Source organism: Halalkalibacter sp. AB-rgal2, assembly GCF_041821005.1.
Taxonomy (GTDB): domain Bacteria; phylum Bacillota; class Bacilli; order Bacillales; family Bacillaceae_D; genus Halalkalibacter.
In genome coordinates, this window is sequence record NZ_JBGUAV010000007.1 from 158,029 (window position 1) to 179,336 (window position 21,308).

The 21,308-nt window shown below is 37.7% G+C and carries 16 protein-coding genes; 15 read left to right on the forward strand and 1 reads right to left on the reverse strand.

Going from position 1 to position 21,308, the window contains the following annotated elements; genetic code table 11:
- Positions 1-38: 38 nt before the first annotated feature.
- The 4 genes from ACERJO_RS08240 to ACERJO_RS08255 all read left to right on the forward strand — a co-directional run bounded on the left by ACERJO_RS08240 (position 39) and on the right by ACERJO_RS08255 (position 6,224).
- Positions 39-1,205: an acyltransferase family protein gene (locus ACERJO_RS08240; RefSeq protein ID WP_373647168.1), complete on the forward strand. Its 1,167-nt coding sequence runs from the start codon at positions 39-41 to the stop codon at positions 1,203-1,205.
- A gap of 109 nt (positions 1,206-1,314) precedes the next feature.
- Positions 1,315-3,603, forward strand: coding sequence for an MMPL family transporter (locus tag ACERJO_RS08245; protein WP_373647169.1), 2,289 nt, complete (start codon positions 1,315-1,317; stop codon positions 3,601-3,603).
- A gap of 451 nt (positions 3,604-4,054) precedes the next feature.
- Positions 4,055-5,557, forward strand: a complete 1,503-nt coding sequence (locus tag ACERJO_RS08250; protein ID WP_373647170.1) for a sensor histidine kinase — start codon at positions 4,055-4,057, stop codon at positions 5,555-5,557.
- Entirely contained in the window at positions 5,535-6,224 is a 690-nt protein-coding gene (locus ACERJO_RS08255; RefSeq protein ID WP_247104558.1) for a response regulator transcription factor, read from the forward strand. Before ACERJO_RS08250 ends, ACERJO_RS08255 begins: the two co-directional genes overlap by 23 nt.
- Position 6,225: 1 nt before the next feature.
- On the opposite strand, the gene ACERJO_RS08260 is transcribed toward ACERJO_RS08255, so the two are convergent.
- Complete coding sequence (locus ACERJO_RS08260; protein ID WP_247104559.1) at positions 6,226-7,173, reverse strand: acyltransferase domain-containing protein; 948 nt, start codon at positions 7,171-7,173, stop codon at positions 6,226-6,228.
- 106 nt (positions 7,174-7,279) lie between these two features.
- Here ACERJO_RS08260 and ACERJO_RS08265 point away from each other — a divergent pair, with 106 nt between their 5' ends.
- From ACERJO_RS08265 to ACERJO_RS08315, 11 genes are all read left to right on the forward strand, one after another.
- Positions 7,280-7,645: a hypothetical protein gene (locus ACERJO_RS08265; protein ID WP_247104560.1), complete on the forward strand. Its 366-nt coding sequence runs from the start codon at positions 7,280-7,282 to the stop codon at positions 7,643-7,645.
- A 27-nt stretch (positions 7,646-7,672) separates the two neighbouring features.
- Positions 7,673-8,350 (forward strand): 4'-phosphopantetheinyl transferase family protein, encoded by a 678-nt coding sequence (locus ACERJO_RS08270; RefSeq protein ID WP_373647171.1) that lies wholly within the window; start codon positions 7,673-7,675, stop codon positions 8,348-8,350.
- Between the two features lie 988 nt (positions 8,351-9,338).
- Entirely contained in the window at positions 9,339-11,072 is a 1,734-nt protein-coding gene (locus ACERJO_RS08275) for a cache domain-containing sensor histidine kinase (protein ID WP_373647172.1), read from the forward strand.
- The gene (locus ACERJO_RS08280; protein WP_373647173.1) at positions 11,047-12,165 is read left to right on the forward strand and encodes a response regulator transcription factor; all 1,119 of its coding nucleotides are present in this window, start codon (positions 11,047-11,049) and stop codon (positions 12,163-12,165) included. Before ACERJO_RS08275 ends, ACERJO_RS08280 begins: the two co-directional genes overlap by 26 nt.
- Positions 12,166-12,579: 414 nt before the next feature.
- Entirely contained in the window at positions 12,580-13,911 is a 1,332-nt protein-coding gene (locus ACERJO_RS08285; protein ID WP_373647174.1) for an ABC transporter substrate-binding protein, read from the forward strand.
- A gap of 128 nt (positions 13,912-14,039) precedes the next feature.
- Positions 14,040-14,984, forward strand: a complete 945-nt coding sequence (locus ACERJO_RS08290) for a carbohydrate ABC transporter permease (RefSeq protein ID WP_052016188.1) — start codon at positions 14,040-14,042, stop codon at positions 14,982-14,984.
- A gap of 3 nt (positions 14,985-14,987) precedes the next feature.
- The gene (locus tag ACERJO_RS08295; protein ID WP_035347025.1) at positions 14,988-15,827 is read left to right on the forward strand and encodes a carbohydrate ABC transporter permease; all 840 of its coding nucleotides are present in this window, start codon (positions 14,988-14,990) and stop codon (positions 15,825-15,827) included.
- A 97-nt stretch (positions 15,828-15,924) separates the two neighbouring features.
- On the forward strand, positions 15,925-16,587 hold the full coding sequence (locus tag ACERJO_RS08300; RefSeq protein WP_373647175.1) for a YesL family protein: 663 nt from the start codon (positions 15,925-15,927) through the stop codon (positions 16,585-16,587).
- Positions 16,565-16,711 carry a hypothetical protein gene (locus tag ACERJO_RS08305; RefSeq protein WP_373647176.1) on the forward strand — a complete coding sequence of 49 codons (147 nt, stop codon included), beginning with the start codon at positions 16,565-16,567 and terminating at the stop codon, positions 16,709-16,711. Before ACERJO_RS08300 ends, ACERJO_RS08305 begins: the two co-directional genes overlap by 23 nt.
- Positions 16,641-17,342 carry a glycoside hydrolase family 88 protein gene (locus ACERJO_RS08310; protein ID WP_373647204.1) on the forward strand — a complete coding sequence of 234 codons (702 nt, stop codon included), beginning with the start codon at positions 16,641-16,643 and terminating at the stop codon, positions 17,340-17,342. The genes ACERJO_RS08305 and ACERJO_RS08310 overlap by 71 nt, the downstream gene beginning before the upstream one ends.
- Before the next feature lie 171 nt (positions 17,343-17,513).
- Positions 17,514-21,170 carry a rhamnogalacturonan lyase family protein gene (locus ACERJO_RS08315; protein ID WP_373647177.1) on the forward strand — a complete coding sequence of 1,219 codons (3,657 nt, stop codon included), beginning with the start codon at positions 17,514-17,516 and terminating at the stop codon, positions 21,168-21,170.
- The last annotated feature ends 138 nt before the right edge of the window (positions 21,171-21,308 follow it).

The following is a 21,308-nucleotide window of genomic DNA, read 5'->3' on the forward strand; positions in this document are numbered from 1 at the left end:
AATCTTTTTCAAAACTAGTTACATGTGAGGAGAAGATTATGGAAAGAAATAGACTCCACTATTTAGATAATCTAAAAATACTGTTAGCTATTTCGATTGTTACAGTGCATGTTGCTCTTGCTTATGCTCCTGATATTTGGTGGTTTTTTAAGGATGAAACAGAAAATACAAGACTTTTCGTTTATTATCAGCTGATTAATCCAATTGCGATGACGTTGTTTTTTTTGTTATCAGCTTATTTCTTACCTTATTCATTTGATCGAAAAGGTATGTCTATGTTTCTAAAAGAACGATTTAAACGTATTGGATTGCCATTTCTACTAGGCGTGTTACTTATTATCATTCCTCTCCATTTTTTTTATCATTTACAGTTTAGAAATTGTGGATATGAGAACATTTGGGATTATACCGTAACCATTTTCTTGGGAATAGGAGGAGAACAAGGAGTTTGTCAAGATCGTTGGTTAACGGTATGGCCTGATTTGAAAGTAGCTCACTTTTGGTTTTTACAGCATTTACTTATCTATGCAGTATTTTATGCCTTTTTTCGTTATATTCAACAAAAATTTTCCTTTTCGCTCACACAAAAAAAGCTTGCTCTTAAATCGAATCACATATTATTACTTATTGGTTTACTGAGCGTACTAACCTTTATTCTTAGGATTTGGTATCCTCTTGATTATTGGGATGGCTTTTTAGGGGCAATTCAGATTGAATATGCAAATTGGCCAAAATATATCAGCTTTTTCTTAGTAGGACTGATTGCTTTTCGAATGAACTGGTTACAGGAATTCCCTACTAGGTCTGGATTTCAATGGCTTCTTTTCGGAGTGATTTTACTTGTCTGTTCATTTGTTTTTGAACATTACTTTACCTTTGTTTTAACGCCAGGTGGCTTTAATTTGGCTTCAATGGTTTGGTCGATATGGGATTGTACGATGACTACTTCACTTTGTATTGGACTCATTGTGTTGTTTAGGGAAACACTTAATGGAACGGGTAGACTGATAAGGTGGCTATCTGCTAATACATATGGTGTTTATATATTTCATGTTCCTGTTGTCGCGATCATTCAATTTCTGCTCATTCAGTTACCAGTACCAATACTCGTGAAAGTATCAATTGAAATGATACTAGGTATCCTTTTTAGTTTTGCGTTTAGCTTTGCTATCCGACAAAGTCGATGGGTACGAAAAGTGATATGAGTGATAAATGAAAACATTTTAGAAAAAGATTATCTTTTTTTTCGAGAAATGATAGGTTTTTCAGTTACTCTAACGTTAAAAGAGGAAAATGATAGGAAGGTGTGGAGATATGCGAAAAGGAATTGAACGTTATGCGAAAACAACATATCAATTTCGCTGGGGGATTGTCGGTATATGGATCGTGTTTGTTATCTTCTGTGCATTTTTTGCAATGCAAATCAATGATTTATTGACAGGGGGAGGTTGGGCTGACCCTGAAGCTGATTCTACTAAAGCCTATGAGTTAATGATTGAACATATTGATGGTCGAGATGCTACTTCTTTAACACTTGTTTTGACACATGATGAGCACGAGGCGGGTACTGAAGAATATACTGAAATGCTCCAATCGGTATCCAGTTTGTTAGAGGATGAAGAAACGATTAGTAGTGTCGACACTTGGAATGATGTATCTCCAGAGCTTCAAGAGCAATTTTTAGGTGAAGATGGACGTACTAGCATTGGGTTTATTGGTATGAACATAGATGAAGGATTTGCTCAGAAGGTATTACCAGATATACAAGAGAGATTAGTCGAATATGTCGAACCGTTTGGTTATGAAGCATTTATTTTAGGAGCTCCAGCATTTTGGGGTGAAACAACGAAATTGAGTCAGGAAGGCTTGGAGTTAGCTCATTTATATGCTCTTCCTATTATATTACTTGTCTTAATATTGGTATTCCGTTCTTTAGTATCTTCGGTTATGCCATTAGTATTAGCTGGTTTTTCGATTGTCTCAACATTAGGGTCATTGTACTTTCTTGCTGGACAAATTGAGCTATCTGTTTTTGTTTTAGATTCTGCTTTAATGTTAGGAATTGGTGTTGGAATTGATTTTGCTCTCATCTTTGTGAAACGATTTAAAGAAGAATTGGAAAAAGAGGGAGAAAACGTTATTCGTGCATTGTCCAATACATTTCAACATGCAGGACACTCCATTCTATTTTCTAGTATTACGATTATCGGTTCAATGGCAGCGATTCTTTTTACAGACATTTCAGCGGTTCGCTCAATTGCTTTAGGGGTCATGGCAGTTGTCTTCTTTTTAATGCTTACAACACTTACGCTATTACCTGCACTATTATCCATTTTAGGTCATAGAATAAATGCTCTAAGAGTGCCATTTTTCAAAAAGAAGGAGAGTCAAGTTCAGCATGGGCTCTGGTATCGTTTGTCACATAAAATTATGCGACGTCCTGTTATTTATTTAGTTAGTACGGTTTTGTTTTTATTAGTTATCGCGTTCCCTGCTTTAGAATTAGAAGTCTCCACACCGGATTCACGGATGCTTCCAGAATCAACACAAATTCGACAAGGTCTCAGTCATCTACAGAATGAGTTTGGTGTTGGGTTTGCTTCTCCTATTCATGTTGTGATTGAATCTGAAGAGGAGTCCCTTGTTTCAGTGGAGAACTTGGATTATATTGCTGAATTAGAGCTGATGATCGAATCAATTGAACATGTCGATGAAGTATCATCGTTTCTATCTTATTTCCCTGATGTGGATCAAGAAACCATTCATCTAATGTTATCAGAGCAAAGGGATGAATTTCCTGAGGATGTTTCACAAATGATGAGTCGCTCATTAAGTAAAGATGCAGGAATAGCTGTCATTGACGTCATTACAAATGATTATTCATCTAGCGATACGAATAGAGATATTGTAGAGGAAATCAGAGATATATTGAGTACATCGAATGAGTCGATTCAAATGTATGTTGGAGGCGAAACAGCTGAAGGGGTAGATACATCAGCCTCTTTAAATAGTGCACTAATACAAGTATTAGTGTTCACACTTATTTTAATTTTTATTATTTTGACGATCACATTCAGAAGTATTTTATTACCATTAAAAGCGATGTTAATGAATGTGCTATCATTAGGAGCGACTTACGGGATACTTGTGGCTTTCTTCCAATGGGGATGGGGGTCCAGTATTTTAGGATTTGGTGATTTCGGTTTCATTCAGAGCTTTATTCCGATATTATTATTAGGTTTATTATTTAGTCTGAGTACTGATTATGAGGTGTTTTTATTATCTCGTATACAGGAAGAATATGAGAATGGGAAATCAAATGAAGAGAGTGTGGCATTAGGTTTAGAGCAAACAGCCCCAATGATATCAGGTGCTGCACTAATTATGATCGTAGTATTTGCGTCTTTTGCCTTTGCTGGTGTTCTTCCGATGCAACAATTAGGTTTAGGGATGGCTGTGGCAATTGCTCTAGATGCTACCATTGTTCGACTCTTATTAGTACCAGCGACAATGAAGCTATTAGGCGACTGGAACTGGTGGTTCCCGGGTAGAAAAAGAAGATCCCAAACAGGATATTCCGAAAGAAAAGGGGAAGTATCTTAATGGTGATTAGCTCTTGGATATGACGAAAGTGTTTAGTCTTGAATGGACATTGTGCGAACCTAGCGGATGAAATATACGTAGACGGCGGGATGAAAAGCAAAGGTGAGACCCCACAGTGCCCTCGCGCGAGGCCATTGAAAAAGTTTGGTTTTAACTTTTTCAATGGCTTTGAAGTAATGTGCGTAGCCGTTGCCCGATTTTGAAAGCCTTGCAATGAGTGGGTTTCTCATAGCAAGGCGCGCAACGAGCGGAGCCATTACTCTTCCTTGAGTTAACTAGAAAGGACTTTTTCAGTGGTTTCCCCTCGCGCAGCACGAAAAGGCTCACTAGCTTCCCGCTGAAAGCGAAGTATATTTCAGGAGTTGTTTTTGTATGCACCTCAATGTGTTTGTGCGGGCTCTATTTGATTAAAACACTCTCTCAATGGGTTGAACAGCAAAGGAGGACACCTATGTCAATTCGCTTAAAATTATTAATCTCGTATATATGCATGATTCTCATACCCATTGTACTAGTTATTTTATTTTTACATTTACTGTTTCATTTATTTGTAGGCAATATTGAAGAAATGAGACATTACTATCATGTGGAAAAGACTTTTTTTGATGAAGTGCTTAATGACGATCTCCCAATCTATATAAATTTACAAAATTATACTAAGGAAGATCCAGAACTACTGAGAGATCCATATTTTTTAGAGCAATATGAAGAGCAATTAGATAAGAGAAGGACCGTGCTTGTCGTTAAAGAAGAGGAGGATGTGATCTATCAATCGGGAAGAGTAGAGGATGAACTTCTTGTTAGCTTGTCACACGAATCTGAAATTCTTAAAGCTTCTAACAATCAGCAAGGCTTTATAAATACAGACATAGGAACTTGGCTGTATACGACAACCAATTTTCATTTTACAGATGGGACTGAAGGCTCTTATTATCTAATTCTTGATATTGAACCAGTATATTCATTTGTCCGTACTGTTGTCCCTGCCTTAGTCATTATCTTTCTATTAGCATTTATGATCACAAATGGAGCTTTAACGTATGTTGTCTCGAAGCATATCATTGATCCATTGAAGGCTCTTCATCAGGCTACTAATCGAATCAAAAGTGGTGATTTGCAGCATTCTATCTTTGTAAAAAGGGATGATGAAATAGGGGAGTTAAGTCATGCATTTGAGGAAATGCGCATACGTTTAAAGGATTCTGTGGAAAAACAAGTGAAATATGAACATAATCGAAAAGAGTTAATTAACAACATTTCACATGATTTAAAAACACCTATTACTTCTATAAAGGGCTATGTAGAGGGGATTTTAGATGGGGTTGCTGACGATCACGATAAGCTTGAAAAATATTGCAAAACGATTCAGGCAAAAGCTATTCACATGGATCGCTTAATTGATGAATTATTACTTTTTTCCAAGCTGGATTTAAATAGTGTCGCTTTTCATTTTGAGAAAGTTGAGATAGTAGAGTTTATTAAAGTCTTACTCGAAGAAATGAAGTTGGATTTTGAAAAGCAGAATATTCATGTGAAGTTTGAGAGTTCATTAGACAAAGGTGAGTGTATTAGAGCGGATAGAGACAAACTAGAGCGGTCTCTTAGAAATATTTTATCTAATAGCTTGAAATTTCTAGATAAAGAACAAAAGGAAATTATGATTTCTTTAAAACGGACGGATCATAACATTAGCATTATGATTAAGGATAATGGGCAAGGAATTAAAGAGCAAGACTTGCCTAATGTATTTAAACGTTTTTACCGTGGGGACAGCTCAAGAAATACAGAACATGGCGGAAGTGGCATTGGATTAGCTATTGTGAAACAGATCATTCAGGCACATGGTGGGAAAGTATCGATTGAGAGTACTTATGGTGAAGGGACGTCCTTTTTTGTAACTTTGAACGTTTGTGAAGAAGGAGAGGACTTAAATGGGGAAGATATTAATTATTGAGGATGAGTTGAGTATTGCTGAACTACAAAAAGATTACCTTGAGTTAAATGGGTTTCAAGTCGATATTGAAAATGACGGAGAGTCTGGATTAAACCAAGCACTAAAGCACCATTATGATTTGATTGTACTTGATTTAATGCTACCAGGTATGAGTGGTTTTGATATTTGTAAGGAAATTCGTCAGTCTAAGGAGACGCCAGTTCTGATGGTTACAGCTAGAACGGAAGAAATTGATATTATCCGTGGACTCGGTTTAGGGGCGAATGATTATATGAAGAAGCCCTTTAGCACAAATGAATTTGTGGCACGGATTAAGGCTCAGCTAGACCGCTATCGCTGCTTAAAAGGAGAAAATAAAAAGGGGAAATCTGAAATTCGTATAAGAGATTTAGTCATTGATCAGTTATCGAGAAAGGTATATGTTAATGAAAATGATGTTTATTTCAGAGTGAAAGAATTTGAACTTCTGTTCTATATGGCATCTCACCCTGGTCGTATTTTTACAAAGGATGAGTTATTTGAACAAATTTGGGGCATGGATGCCATTAGTGACAATGCGACAGTAACGGTTCACATCGGTAAGATAAGAGATAAAATAGCTCAACAGTCTACTAGCTATGAATATATTGAAACGGTTTGGGGCGTAGGCTATCGTTTTAATGCGTAACTTATGTGGCTGCATGTTTAATAGATTTAAGCAAATGGCGCAAATTTTCGTCATCTTTGTGGGTGGGACTAAGAATGGGAAAGACTTGTTGAGAATCAATGTGTGGAAACATTCGTTTTAATGAATGTGCTATCACACCTCCTGGGCTTAAATCAATGAAATAATCTGAAGTAAGGTTTGTAGGACGAAATCCTTTTTCTAACTGAATGGGTTGACGAAGAACATTCCAAAAATGAAGCTGTGGATGATCAAAATGCTCATTTGACGAACTTGAAAGAAAAGGTATTTTTGGCGAATGGAACGATAGAGAGTGTAAATAAGGTACGAAATAATCCTTAATTCGATCCATTTCTTGAGTATGAAAGGCGTACTGAACAGGAAGCGATTGATAAGGAATTTTATTAGCTTTTAATTGCTTTTCCACAAAAAGTAGGTCGCTATGCTCGCCAGCGACGATGAAATGTGATCCGTCTCCTTCAGAGATAAGCGTACTATGATTGGATAAAGAGTATTTTTGATAAAGGTCAGGTTGAGCGATAATAATGAGCATTCCCCCTAGTGAACAATGCTTTTCAATTAATTGAGCCTGATAAATAACAGCTTCAAGTGCTTCATTTAGATTGAGCATTCCAGTAATAGCTGCTGCTACATATTCTCCTAAACTCATTCCAATGACTTTATTTGGTTGAATTCCGCTTTGAATTAACAATTGAGCTAGTGAATATTCGACCATAAAGATTGCCGTATGTGTGTGAAGTAATTTTAAAAAAGGTTGAGGCTTTATCGTATACAGTATATCGACAATTGAGATGCATAGTTTCTTTTGCACTAGTCGATCTAATTCTGTTAATGTCGCTCTGAAAGTAGGGTAATGCTCTATTAATTTCTTTCCCATTGAAGGGAAATGAGAGCCTTGACCAGCGCAAGTAAAAATAATGGAGGAAGACATAAAGTAACCTCTTTTCATATTGATTTACTTGTAGGATACACGTTCAGCAATAACTTTTCAATGTTTAAAAGGTTTATAATTTTAAGGGAAGTAACGAGGTGACAAGGTGACTGCAACAATAAAGAAAATAACGATGGTGGGCTTTATGATTTTTGGTATGGTTATGTTTCTTCTTTTGGTCATTGGTCTATATTTAGATATAAGTCGATTCGATGAAACGAGTGGAGGTTATGAGCCGCCGTATGAAAATTATTCTGGTAATCCAATTGACTTTAGTGCATTAGATGAGTCTAATGAAGGAATTGTAGGAAGAGGATATGTGATGAATTTTCATTTAAATTGTACGACTGGAATGATTGGATTTGAATTGTATGGACAGCAAATTGATTATCGGGTTGTATCTGAGAGAGCAATTGTTGTTCACCAGCCGAGGGAAGCGTGTATGGAGAGAGGTTTTTCACCAGAGTTTTAATGAATTTACCAATATGGAAGTGGTTAAATGGAAATTTATGCATTGAAATTAAATAACGCGCTTTCTGATTCGTTGTTTGCCCAGCTACTCACATTGACATCAAGTACTAAGCGAAATCGGATCAATCGTTTTGTAAATAAATCGCATGCAGAGGTTACATTAGTGGCAGATGTACTACTCAGGTTTTTGTTAGCTAGAAAGTTAAATATAGCGTTAGAAGATATACACTTTCAGTACAATCATTATGGGAAGCCGTTACTACGTGATAGAGAAAATATTCACTTTAATATATCGCATTCAGGAAATTGGATTGTTTGTGGCATTGATGACGTACCAATCGGGGTAGATATTGAGCAGGTCAGACAAATTGACGAAGGAATTGCGAAACGTTTCTTTTCAACTACTGAATACGTTTGGTTGCAATCCAAAGCAGAAGCAGATAGGGTACGTTATTTCTATTTAATTTGGACAATGAAAGAGAGTATATTAAAAAATATTGGTATCGGACTCTCAATGGCAACGGACTCCTTTTCTATCGAATTAAAAGAAGGTCAATATCATTCTACCCTCGATCAAAATCTACAATTTAAACAATTTAATATTGATCCCACGTATGTAACATCTGTATGTTCAAAAAATAAGATGTTTCCTCCGTATGCACAGATTGTTAAGCTAGATGAGTTATTACAAAAGGTGATTCGATAGCAATAAAGGGCAATAAAGGTATGTGGTCGTAATAAGGGAATTTAGCATATTACCTTAAAATCTGTAAGTTTAAGGTCAAGTTAGTCTTACTGGAAACAAAAAAAGCATTTGTATGAAATGAAAATTAAATCAACGAACATATTAAATAAAAATGCGAATTTATAAGTTCGCATTTTTTTAGCGTATGCATCTTAACAAATCAACTATCGTGTTTTATTTTATTATTATTATTATTTTTTGCTCCTTTCGGAAGGTGTGAGGCTTATCCATTCTTCACATTGTTTTGAAAAATAACAAAACCTTATAAAAAACAATAAATAAAAAAGATTTAAAGGAAACGTTGAAAAGACGTCGAATGGAAAGTCTTAATTAAGCTCCATGGTCATCATATTTGTCTTGAAAACTCATAATCTGATAGTAGGTTTGTCTTGAAACTCTTACCACTTATCGACCTTGCAGTCTGATTGAAGTGGAGATTCCTAAGAAAATCCGTGTAACCACCGATTATTTATTAGGTATCCCCGTAGTTCCTACGGTTATCGTATTGCTTCATTACGAAGATTGATACTTGCGTTAAAATCTCAATTATGATGGGTGTTGCATTCTGGGCAATCCCACTCACGCAATGCAAGGTTCTTAACGTCTTTGTTTTGGTAGCCACAGCAAGAGCAAGCTGATTGGAAGGAATACAAAGCAAAATGGTATGGAAAGCAAGTTGTAACGGTTGCGAAGAATTTTTCACCGCCCACTCATAACAGGAGCGTATGTTCCTGTTATGCCATGATCATCATTTTTTGGGGGAACTATTTCAAAAATTGAAATGGTCGGGTAATTGAGATGGCAAATACCATCCCTTGTCCGAGGCGATTCATATCCACCCTACTGCGTTTGAGGATGGAGTCTTCTCGCCTAAAACGATAAAAAAGAAGGTGATGAGATGCTGACTAAGCTGAAGTCTTATTACGCTAACCTTAGGATCAAGTATAAGATGTTGTTCCTAATTTCAGGTGTGACACTTGCCTTTAGTACAGGTGGACTTTTTATTTTGCAGTATGCATTTAATACTTATAATGAGGAAATTTACCGACAATCTGCTCAGACGTTAGCAGTTTCGCTAGGATCAATTGAAAATGAGTTAATAAAAATGGAGAGACTTTCTTTTCAGATGTCCACTGACTTACAAATTCAAGACTCGTTACGCATTTTAAACAGCGATCGATCTGATTATGAAAAATTTATGTCAAGTACCGATTTAAGAAAGCGCTTACTTGATGTAGGTGCATTAAATCAATATGTGCTCTCTCTACAAGTTTATGATCTTGACAATCGTGAAATGGCATCTGGAAATCAAACGGTTGCGGTTTCTGAGGACCGCTTATACAGGTTGAAGACGGAAGCAACGAATGAACATGGTGGGCTCAAATGGGTTTTACCTAATGAAGAGGATCCGTCATTGATTATTGCGCGTGAAATTCGTTCTTATTCCCCGCTAAGTCTTTCCCTTCATTCGTTAGGTATGGCAATGGTTCGTTTAGATATTGAAGCGCTTGTTTCTCATTTTTCTCATAGTGTAAGTGGTGATGGAGCTAATTTGATGATTCTTGATGAACATGGGGATTTTATTTATCCTCTTCATTCGCCTTTTTCTGCTCATTTCCTTAACGGACAAATACACGGAGACAACGGTTATCATTTAATGAAGGCTGAGGGAGAACGTTATTTTGTGACGTATCATCAATCGAATCGCACAAATTGGATGTATATGATTGTTACACCGTATAGCAATTTGTTTGAGGCCATTACAGCAGTTAGAAATGCAGTGATCGTCACATATAGCCTCCTTTTTATCGTTGTGCTCTTTATAGGAACACGATTTGTTAGAAGTATTACGAATCCAATTGAACATTTAAATCGCAAAATGAAATGGATTCAAACGGGTGATTATAACATGTTAGAGACTGATTATTTGAAGTTTCCTCAAGATGAAACAGGGCAAATGCATGAGAATTTTAAACAAATGATGAAACAAATTGAGTTTCTCATTTCTGAAAATTATAAAAAGATATCGATCATCAAAGATACAGAATATAAAGTGTTACAAGCACAGGTTAATCCTCATTTTCTGTACAATACGTTGGATTCAATTAATTGGGAAGCGAAAGTGAAAGGGCAGCTTCATATTTCAAAAATGGCAGAGTCATTAGGCTTTATATTGCGATCCTCTATTAATGTTAAAGAAGCACTTATTCCACTTGAACAAGAGTTGAAGATCGTTGAAAGTTATACAACGATTCAAGCTTATCGATTTGAAGAACGTTTACATTTCGAAATGAATGTTGCTTCTGAATTGTATTCGTGTAAGGTTCCTAAATTTATCTTACAACCACTCGTAGATAATTCGATTAGGTATGGGCTTCAACAAATGATTGGAACTTGTATCATCACTGTTTCAGCGAAGTCAAAAGGCGAGTGTATCTTATTTACAGTAGAGGACAACGGAATGGGCATGGATGGCCAGCTTTTAAACAAAATCAAAACCTGGGATTATGAATCGCAAGGAAATGGAATCGGATTGAGGAATTTACAAGAGAGGATAGTGGCATTATTCGGAGATGAGTATGGAGTATCGATCGATAGTGAAGTTGGTAAAGGAACAAGAGTAGAGGTTGTATTACCAATGAATGGGGGAGATCGACATGTACAAAGTATTGTTAGTCGATGATGAACGGATGATTTTGGAAGGGATTTCATCTATTGTAGATTGGAAAAGTCAAGGTGTGACGTTAATTGGAGCAGTTAAAAATGGAATGAAAGCACTTGAATTTATTAAGAGGGAAGAGCCACATATTGTTATTACCGACATTACCATGCCTGGTTTAGATGGATTACAGTTAGTTGAGAGAGGCTCAACTCTATATCCGAACATTAAGTGGATTTTATTGTCAGGCTTTAATGAATTTCAATATGCGCAAAAGGCGATGCGATTTGGTGTGAAGCACTATTTATTGAAGCCATGTAATGAGGAGATCATTTCAAAGGCGATTAGAGAAACTGTTAAAGAAATCGAAGTGTCTACACAGGAAGCAAACCTTTCTAGAATTAAGGAGTTTTATAACGGAATAAATGATATCACTTTAAACGAAGTAACGGCACCATTTAGTGAAGATGATAGTGAATTATATCGTTATGATGAACAAAAGCTAGTTCGTTTGTTAAAGTCTAAAAATATCAGTCAAGCTGTTGATGAAATTGTAAATATGGTGGATCGAATAAAAAGCATACAGCTACACCCTAGTTTAGTGAAATCATACTTTACACATCTTTATTTATCTCTTGTTAAAAAAAGTGTCTCTTTTTCAAGTAAAGAACGAATTCGAGCAATCGTCAAAATGGAGGAACTTGAAACGATAGATGAGTTTGTTCTTTTTTTTCAGGATTTCTTCACGCGTTTCCAAACGTTAAATAATCAAGTGAAAAAAGAGTATCCTTCCGAAGTTATACAGAACATGCTCATGATTGTTGATGAAAAATTAGGAAACCCTCAATTGACCTTGCAGTGGGTGGCTACGAACGAGCTGTACATGAATGCGGATTATTTAGGGAAGCTCTTTAAAAAAGAAATGAAGGTAAAATTTTCTTCCTATGTAACGAATAAACGGATAGAAAGAGCGGTTGAAATGATTGAGTCAGAAGGAGGGATTCGAGTATGCGAATTAGCTGAAAGACTAGGTTTTGGTGAGAACCCGCAATATTTTAGTCAACTTTTCAAAAAAATTACAGGGTTCACTCCTTCAGATATTATGAAATATTCGTAATGATTAGGATGTTCTTCTAAGCGTTTGCTTTTAAGGACATCTTTTTTTTGTATTAGAAATTTATGAAGGAGTGTATAGGTGAAGACACTGCCTCTTTTTTTAAAAAGATCAGAATGTATAAAATTTGATAAAGAAAATGTGAGAAGAACCGAAGAAGAGAGCGGGACCATTCAATGAAGAGCGTTGGCTTCGCTCGTTACGCGTTTTTCTGACAGAACCTCACTTTCATATAAAATAAACCCGTTGTAACGGCTCCACACAACGCTAATAAGAAAAGGTATATAATGAAAACCGTTTCTCATCATGTCTAGTTTTTGAACAAAGATGTCTGTTTTTTATCTAATGCTTTCGGAAAAGTCAATGTTATAGTTGATTTGTAATCGCTTTCAATTATAAAAAAGGAGGGTTTATTCAATGAAGAAATGGTTTGTTTTATTGATTGGATTCATGTTGATGGTAATGCTTGTTGCTTGTGGAGACAGTAATGATGATGCAGCAGTTGAAGCAGATGTTGATGAGGACAATGGAGCTGTCGCAGAGACTGACGATGATGATACAGCGGTAGAAGAACAAGAGGATATTACATTAAGAATTGCATGGTGGGGTGACCAACCGAGGCATGAATTAACAAATGAAGTCATTGAAATGTTCCAGGAGCAAAATCCTCACATTAAGATTGAGCCTGAGTATGCGGGCTGGGATGACTATTGGCAACGACTAGCACCACAAGCGGCAGCTAATGAACTGCCGGATATTATTCAAATGGATTTATCTCGTATTACACAATATGCAGATAATAATCAATTAGCGGATTTAACACCGTATATTGGCGAGCAGATTGATGTGTCAAATATTGCAGATACAATTGTTTCAGGTGGAGAAGTGAATGATGGAATTTATGGGTTTAACCTTGGAGTTAATGCAGTTGGTTTTCATTATAATCCAGCTCTTTTAGAAGAGCTAGGGGTAGATGAAATCCCTGAAGATTGGACGTGGGATGATTATAGTGAAATTTCGGAAAAAGCAGCTGATGCAGGCGTTTATTTTGATACAGGTATGAAAGCAGATGTGTTCTTCCACTACTACTTACGTACACATGGACACTCTTTATATGGAGCAGACGGTGGATTGGGATATGACGATGATCAATTATTTATTGATTTCTTTACTATGGTGACAGATCAAGTTGAAAAAGGTCTTACACCGACACCAGATTATTTAGCACAATTAAGTGGTTTTGAAGATGACCCTGTTGTAAAAGGAGAAGGGGTAGGGATTTGGCAATGGTCCAATCAGTTTGTTGGACTTCAGCAAGTCGCAGGTGTGCCGTTTAACATGCATCCAATGCCAGGGCCTGGGGCATCTGATGGTTTGTTCTTGAAGCCTAGTATGTATTTCTCCATTGCAGAAAACTCAGAGCATAAAGAAGCAGCAGCTCAATTTATTGATTTTTGGGTAAATGATATTGAAGCAAACAAAATCATTTTAGGAGATCGTGGAGTTCCGGGCTCTTCTGCAGTGAAAGATGCATTAGCGAGCGAGGTATCTGAAGCGCAAGCAGCCATCTTTGAATATATTGAGTGGGCTGAACAGAACAGCTCGGATATGGGACCACCAGATCCGGCAGAGGCAGGACAAATCATTGACTTGCTTGATAATTTAGCAGAAGAAATGGCGTATGGTCAAGCAACGCCAGAAGATGCTGCTGATCGCTTTAGACAGCAAGCAGAAGGTATTTTGAATTAATGATGTGAAAGAGTTGTCATTAAAGACGACTAAATAGAAGGCACTGAAGGAGTAAACAGCTTACTCCTTCAGTGCCATTATTAACAGTTGATTTACTCAATTTTTATACAGAGAAAGGAGATGAGTACATGAATACTCGGCTAAAAGAAAACATCGATGTACCGCCGCAAAAGAACTTAAATCTACGGCTAAAAGAGAACTTGTGGGGGTATTTCTTTATCTCTCCATTTATTATTGGATTTTTAGCCTTTACGATCATTCCAATGAGCTCATCACTTTATTTTTCATTTACTCAATACAATTTGTTTGCACCTCCTGAGTGGATAGGGTTTGAAAACTTCACAAAAATGTTTACAGACGATGCAAGATACATCCAGTCATTAACGATTACATTTATTTATGTATTTGGTGGAGTTCCGTTGAGGCTAGCGTTTGCTCTTCTCATTGCGATGTTATTAAATGCCGGTTCGCGTGCAGTCGGTCTTTATCGGACGATGTATTATTTACCATCTCTAATTGGAGGAAGCGTAGCCGTAGGGATTATGTGGAGAAATATTTTCGGAGATGACGGGATCGTAAACTTAGGGCTTCGTTTCTTTGGACTAGATGGTATTGCATGGTTTGGGAATCCAACAGCAGCCTTATGGATGCTCATCTTTCTATCGGTATGGCAATTTGGATCCTCCATGTTAATTTTTCTAGCAGGGCTAAAATCAATTCCAATCAGCTATTATGAAGCTGCGAGCGTTGATGGTGCCAGCTTTCTTCAGAAGTTTAGATCGATTACATTACCGATGTTAAGCCCGGTGATTCTATTTAATTTGATCATGCAAACAATCGCAGCCTTTATGACGTTTGTTCCTGCTTATATTATTTCAAAAGGAACCGGCGGACCGTTAGATGGAACATTGCTTTACTCACTGTATCTCTTTAAGCAAGGGTTTGAATACTTCAACATGGGGTACGCATCAGCGATGGCATGGGTGATGCTAGTGATTATTGGTATTTTAACAGGTTTAATCTTCTATACTTCTAAATATTGGGTGCATTATGAATCAGAAGGAGGGAAGTAGCAGATGAATAAGTTTACTCCAAAATGGTTTTTGTATCATCTGTTAGTAGGTGGCTTTGCGATCCTCCTCCTCTATCCAGTTATATGGTTATTAATGAGTTCCTTTAAAGTGAGTGAGCAAATTTTTATCACGGCTGATTCACTTATTCCGAGACCTTTTATCTTAAGTAACTATGTTCAAGGCTGGGAAGGGTTTGGTGGTCATCATTTCGGTGTTTTTATTAAAAACACAGCTGTTTTCGTTGTGCTAACACTAATTGGACATTTAGTCTCTTGTGCTCTGATTGCATACGGGTTTGCTAGATTGAAATTTGCTGGGCGGTCATTTTGGTTCGGGGTGATGATTTTTACGTTGCTACTACCGTATGAAGTCGTCATGATTCCTCAATATATTATTTTCTCAGAGCTTGGATGGTTGAATTCTTTGAAGCCGCTAGTTGTACCAGCTTACTTCGGGCACCCATTTTTCATATTTTTACTTGTTCAATTTATTAGAACGATACCAAGGGAACTGGATGAAGCGGCGACGATTGATGGGTGTAATACGTTCCAGATTTTCTATCGAATCATTCTTCCTCTCATTACACCAGCATTAGCGACGTCGGCCATATTTTCATTCTATTGGACATGGGATAACTTACTAGGACCTGTCCTCTATTTGAATAGTCCTAGTAAATATACGGTTTCGCTAGCGTTAAACATGTTCTTAAGCAACGAAACGGTTTCTAACTGGGGAGCGATGTTTGCGATGTCGATTTTATCACTTGTTCCAGTCTTTCTTGTGTTCTTTTTCTTCCAACGTTATGTCGTAGAGGGGATTAGTACAAGTGGGTTAAAAGGGTGATGGCTGGAGTTAGATCCAGCTTGTTCACCTGTATAATAGAGTTGAGAAATTTGTTGGAAGTCTAATCCGTACAGATTTAGTAGAGGGGGGATTAAAGGTGATAGCTGTTTTGAACGTATTACAATGGTTTACGAAACTCGTGTATCTCAATATTTTGGCGATGCTGTTTATCCTTCTCGGCTTAGGCCTGTTTGGTTTTTTTCCAGCATTGATTGCGACGTTTTTCGTTATGTATCAGTGGATAAATAAGAAACCGGATGTGGCGATCTTTCAATCCTTTTGTCATGCGTATAAAACGTATTTTATAACGAGCAACGTGTTAGGATATTTGCTTGGTGGCACGGGAGTTGTTTTGTATATTGATTTGTATGTGATGAATTCGTCACAATATGTCATTTTACATTATTTAAGCATTCCTCTCCTTGTTCTTGTATTCCTCTATAGTTTGATGCTCTTTTATGTTTTTCCTACGCTTCTTTATGTGGAAGATGAATCTATTTTGAATGTACTAAAGACAGCTTTTCTAACGATGGTCATTAACCCGATTCCTACATTCGCCATGATCGCTGGTTCATTTGGATTAGCGTATATCTTATTTATATTTCAAGCGTTAATGCCTATTGTAAGTGTGAGCTTGTTTGCATTTGTTATCATGATGCCTGCTCATCATGCTTTTCTAACGATTCAACGAAAGAAAGGGATGTTAAGTGAAGCTAAACGAAAGGAAGTGAAAAATCGTGAAGCCTTTAGTCGCGAATGAAGAACAAATAATCCAGATTATTGATCGAATGGTTGAACGAACGTTTGCGATGGATCATTCGTGGGATTGGCCAGCAACAAGCGTGGATCGATACATTATTTATGGCGGGCTACTTCCTTATTAGGATCGGTACAGAATTGAGAGATGAACGCTATACACAGGATGGCTTACTGCAATTTCAGGGACATGAGAAGTATCTACAAGATCTGATTACGAATCTATATTATCATGGCTGGGATCATGTTCAAGGAAATAACATGTCGAGTATTTATTGGGCGCGCGGTAATGCTTGGGCGGCGTATACGATGGCTCAAGTTGTAAGAATGATCGATGTAAAAGAGCCTACCTTTATGGAAATATACGGTTCTTTACGAGATCAATTAAGTGCTCTAATAGAGTTACAATCTGATAAAGGATTATGGCACACCGTCTTGACGGATCCAACGTCATATGAAGAAACGTCTGGATCAGCAGGAATAGGAGCAGCGCTTGTTCTAACAGGTCATACACCTAAATCATATCGTTCTGCACAAAGGGTTTTAGAAGGCATATTAGAGAAAGTTGATAAGCATGGAAATGTTTTAGATGTGTCAACAGGAACGGCTGTTATGAATACGGTTGAAGGATATTTACAAACATCGAAAAAAAGAATTGAGGGCTGGGGGCAAGGATTAGCATTGACCTTCTTTTCACATGTTCTCTTAAGAAATAAAAATGCACAGTCTTATGAAAGAGGCAATACGAGTAGTGAATAGAACTTCTTATGTATCTATTCACTATTTTGTATAGAAATTTTTTGAAGGAAGGAGGCGAGGTGGAGGAAGGAGTCATTTCAGTAAAATTCAACTTGTTTGTAACAGCTCAGCACGATGCGTTTTTTCTTATTCATTATGAATGTGAGGAGTTAAAAAATGAGGAGGATGGGCATGATCCAAAAAAAGATGACGGTTCTAATGATTTTTTTAATGATTTTTTCATTGTTTGCGAGTAGCGGTGTCTTCGCTGAAACGAGCATATTATCTGAGACCGAGGAAAAGCTACATTTGAAGTTTGATCTAGGAACGGAGACAAGCCCGGTTGCTGAAGGTTATACGAAGGTTTCACAAATGACAGAGTATACTAATGAGTTAGGATATGGCTTTGAGTTAGTGAGAGTTAATGATTCTAGAGACCAAGAGGGTCCAGATGATCTTAGACGAGATTTTGTATTGGCAAGCGGAAATCAATTTACCATAGATGTACCAAATGGAGAGTATGAAGTATTGATTACGACTGGCTCTCAATGGGATAACAATCGGACAAGCTATGCTCTTCAAGCTGGTAATGTGAAGGGCGGTGAGCGTACAGGTGAAGGGGAGTTTATTGTTTATGAGGACGTTGCACTTGTAGAGGATGAACAGATTACAATTGATTTCTCCGATGAATGGGCAAGAATCAATGCGATAGAAATCATTCAAATACCTGAAGAGGAAGAGCTAGATTTACCTGAAGAGCCTTTACATTTAATGTTTGATTTTGGGTCGGCCAGTAGTCCTGTTGAGGACGGGTATTTACAAGTAACCAATACGATGCAATATACTGATGAAAGAGGATATGGAATTAATAAGAACGTTGATCAAAGAGACCGAGGAGCTCCTGATCCACTTAGACGAGACTTCATTATTCATAATGATTATGAGTTTATGGTTGATTTACCAAATGGAGATTATTTCGTTCGAATTATTGCTGGAGATGAGATAGCCTTTAATCGATCAAGCTTCGTCATTGAAGGTGAGAACCAAGGCAATATTACTTCAAATGCAGGGGAGTATGGAATATTAACAGCGATGACGACGGTAGAGGATGGTCAATTAAATATTGAAATTGGAGAAAATGGTCGTATTAATGGGCTAGAGATCATTCCGATGTCGGAGATTACGAGTCTTGAAGTAGTGGATAAGGTGTTATCACCAGAACCGGCCGTTACATTACGGTGGGATGAAGATTCTTCAGCGCAAATGTATCATGTTTATCGGAAATTAGTAGGGGAAAACGACTTTACCCTTATTGACGAAGCAGAAGAAGGAATCTATATAGATCATACGGTTAATATTGGTTACGCTTACAATTATGCGGTTACGTTGGTTACGGAACTAGGGATTGAATCTGATTACAGTAATGAAGCGACTGTGCAAATGGTTGATGAAGAAGTTACAATTCCCAATGCTCCAACAGGATTAAGCATCGAAGGAGCTTTATTAGACGAAGTGACGATTTCGTGGGATGAAGTAGATGAAGCTACCCAGTATTATATTTACCGTTCTCGTTTTGATCAGTCTAAATATCGGAATTATGAAATCGAGTATACAAAAGTTGGAGAGAGCTCTGAGACAAGTTATACCGATGATTCTATCTTTACGTATAATCATTATTATTATGTTGTTCGTGCTGTGAATGATGGAGGAATATCGGGTCGTTCTGAACCAATTGAATCACCTATTACAGAACAGCGTTTACGACAGATGGAGAGCTTGAATCGGTCATTAGTGGCGGTGAAGACTGAAGAGGGGGTTTATATCGGCTGGAGGATGCTTGGAACAGACCCTTCGCATGTTCATTTTGACGTTTACCGGGATGGAGTGAAGATTAATTCAGAGCCAATCACCTCTAGTACAAATTATGTCGATACAGATGGAACGATTGATTCGACGTATCAAGTGAGAGTTAATAATGGTAGCGGTGATCCGTTAACGGAAATTGTTGATGTATGGTCAGAGCAATATTTAAGTATTCCACTTGATAAGCCAGAAGACGGGGTGACCCCTTCAGGTGAAGAATATACGTATACGGCAAACGATGCGAGTGTCGGTGATTTGAATGGTGATGGTAACTATGAAATTATTTTAAAGTGGGAACCAACAAACGCTCAAGATAATTCCCGGTCTGGTTATACGGGAAATGTTTATTTAGATGCGTACACGCTCGAAGGTGAGAAACTATGGCGAATTGATGCCGGACATAACATTCGCGCTGGAGCGCATTACACACAATTTTTAGTCTATGACTTTGATGGAAATGGCAAGTCAGAGCTCGTATTTAAAACGGCGGATGGAACTGTCGATGGTGTAGGTAATGTTGTTGGTGATTCTGAAGCGGATTGGCGAAACTCAAATGGCTATATTTTATCAGGTCCGGAATATTTAACCGTGTTTAACGGTGAGACTGGTGAAGCGTTGGAAACGATTGATTATTATCCGCCACGAGGTAATGTATGCTCATGGGGGGATTGTTACGGGAATCGTGTTGATCGATTCTTAGCGACGGTTGCATATTTAGATGGGGAACGCCCAAGTATTGTGATGGCACGTGGTTATTATACAAGGTCCGTTCTTGCTGCGTATGATTGGCGAGATGGACAATTAACGGAACGATGGATTTTTGATAGTAATGATCCTGGTCATGGCGCTTATGCAGGACAAGGAAATCATAGTATTTCGGCTATTGATGTGGATGGGGATGGCTTTGATGAAATTTATTACGGTGGAATGGTTGTGGATCATGATGGTACGGGCCTCCATACGACTGGATGGGGACATGGGGATGCGAATCATGTAACAGATTTGAATCCGAATCGTCCTGGTATTGAAGCATTTCAGCCTCATGAAAGCAGTGGATCGCCAGTTGGATATGGGATTCGTGATGCTGAGACTGGTGAACTACTATGGGGTGTACGTACTGGATCAGATGTAGGTCGAGGACTTGCAGCAGATATTGATCCTCGCTATGACGGTGCAGAGCTGTGGGCATCTGATTCCTGGGATGGAAGCTCAGGTGGTAGTGGCCTGTATTCTGTTGAGGGGGAGTTAATTACAGAAAAAACGCCGATGTCGATTAATCATGCGGTTTGGTGGACAGGTGATTTATTACGTGAATTGTTAGATCATGATTTCAATCCAAATAGTGATCCGCATGGTGTTGGTAAAATTGAAAAATGGAATTGGGAAACAGAGGAGCTTGAAACGATTTTTGTTCCAGAAGGGACACGTTCAAACAATTGGACGAAAGGAAACCCTTCTTTGCAAGCTGATCTATTTGGTGATTGGCGAGAAGAAGTGATTTGGCCTTCCGCTGATAGCACTGAATTAAGAATTTATACAACGACTCATGAAACGGACCACAGGATTTATACACTGATGCATGATCCGACATATCGTGTGGCAATTACATGGCAAAATGTTGCGTACAATCAACCGCCTCACCCAGGGTTTTTCTTAGGGCATGGTATGGGTGAGCCTCCTACTCCAGCGATTGTAACAGGAGATCAGTATGTAGGGCTTGATATTTCTGAGTTTGAACAGTTCATTAAAGATGCTGAGCAATTTACAAATGAAGATAACATATATACAGAGGAGTCTTTTGCCACGTTACAGTCAGCAATTGAGCAGGCAAAAGTAGCAGTGACAAGGATTAGAACTGAAGAGGAATTACAATCTGCGATAGCTGAATTAGAGGCTGCAATAAGTGGATTAGAAATGGAAGACAAGAAAGGGAAAAAAGAGAAGAAAGACAAAAAGGACAAAAAAGACAAAAAGGACAAAAAGTGAGTGGAAGATGTAAGTAGATTTTGGATTATATTTAATGAAAGTCAAATGATAATGAATAAGATGTCCTAAAGGGTCTGAATGTGACCTTTTAGGACATTTCTTTGTACATCATTATAAAGGGCGCTAAAAAGTTAAACA

What these genes read in the sequence shown, in the direction of transcription:
- ACERJO_RS08295 (WP_035347025.1), top strand. Translation starts at nt 14,988, where the DNA reads ATGAATAAGTTTACTCCAAAATGGTTTTTGTATCATCTGTTAGTAGGT.
- ACERJO_RS08290 (WP_052016188.1), top strand. Translation starts at nt 14,040, where the DNA reads ATGAATACTCGGCTAAAAGAAAACATCGATGTACCGCCGCAAAAGAAC.
- ACERJO_RS08275 (WP_373647172.1), top strand. Translation starts at nt 9,339, where the DNA reads ATGTTGTTCCTAATTTCAGGTGTGACACTTGCCTTTAGTACAGGTGGA.
- ACERJO_RS08285 (WP_373647174.1), top strand. Translation starts at nt 12,580, where the DNA reads ATGAAGAAATGGTTTGTTTTATTGATTGGATTCATGTTGATGGTAATG.
- ACERJO_RS08250 (WP_373647170.1), top strand. Translation starts at nt 4,055, where the DNA reads ATGTCAATTCGCTTAAAATTATTAATCTCGTATATATGCATGATTCTC.
- ACERJO_RS08240 (WP_373647168.1), top strand. Translation starts at nt 39, where the DNA reads ATGGAAAGAAATAGACTCCACTATTTAGATAATCTAAAAATACTGTTA.
- ACERJO_RS08245 (WP_373647169.1), top strand. Translation starts at nt 1,315, where the DNA reads ATGCGAAAAGGAATTGAACGTTATGCGAAAACAACATATCAATTTCGC.
- ACERJO_RS08260 (WP_247104559.1), bottom strand. Translation starts at nt 7,173, where the DNA reads ATGTCTTCCTCCATTATTTTTACTTGCGCTGGTCAAGGCTCTCATTTC.
- ACERJO_RS08270 (WP_373647171.1), top strand. Translation starts at nt 7,673, where the DNA reads ATGGAAATTTATGCATTGAAATTAAATAACGCGCTTTCTGATTCGTTG.
- ACERJO_RS08255 (WP_247104558.1), top strand. Translation starts at nt 5,535, where the DNA reads ATGGGGAAGATATTAATTATTGAGGATGAGTTGAGTATTGCTGAACTA.
- ACERJO_RS08280 (WP_373647173.1), top strand. Translation starts at nt 11,047, where the DNA reads ATGTACAAAGTATTGTTAGTCGATGATGAACGGATGATTTTGGAAGGG.
- ACERJO_RS08315 (WP_373647177.1), top strand. Translation starts at nt 17,514, where the DNA reads ATGATCCAAAAAAAGATGACGGTTCTAATGATTTTTTTAATGATTTTT.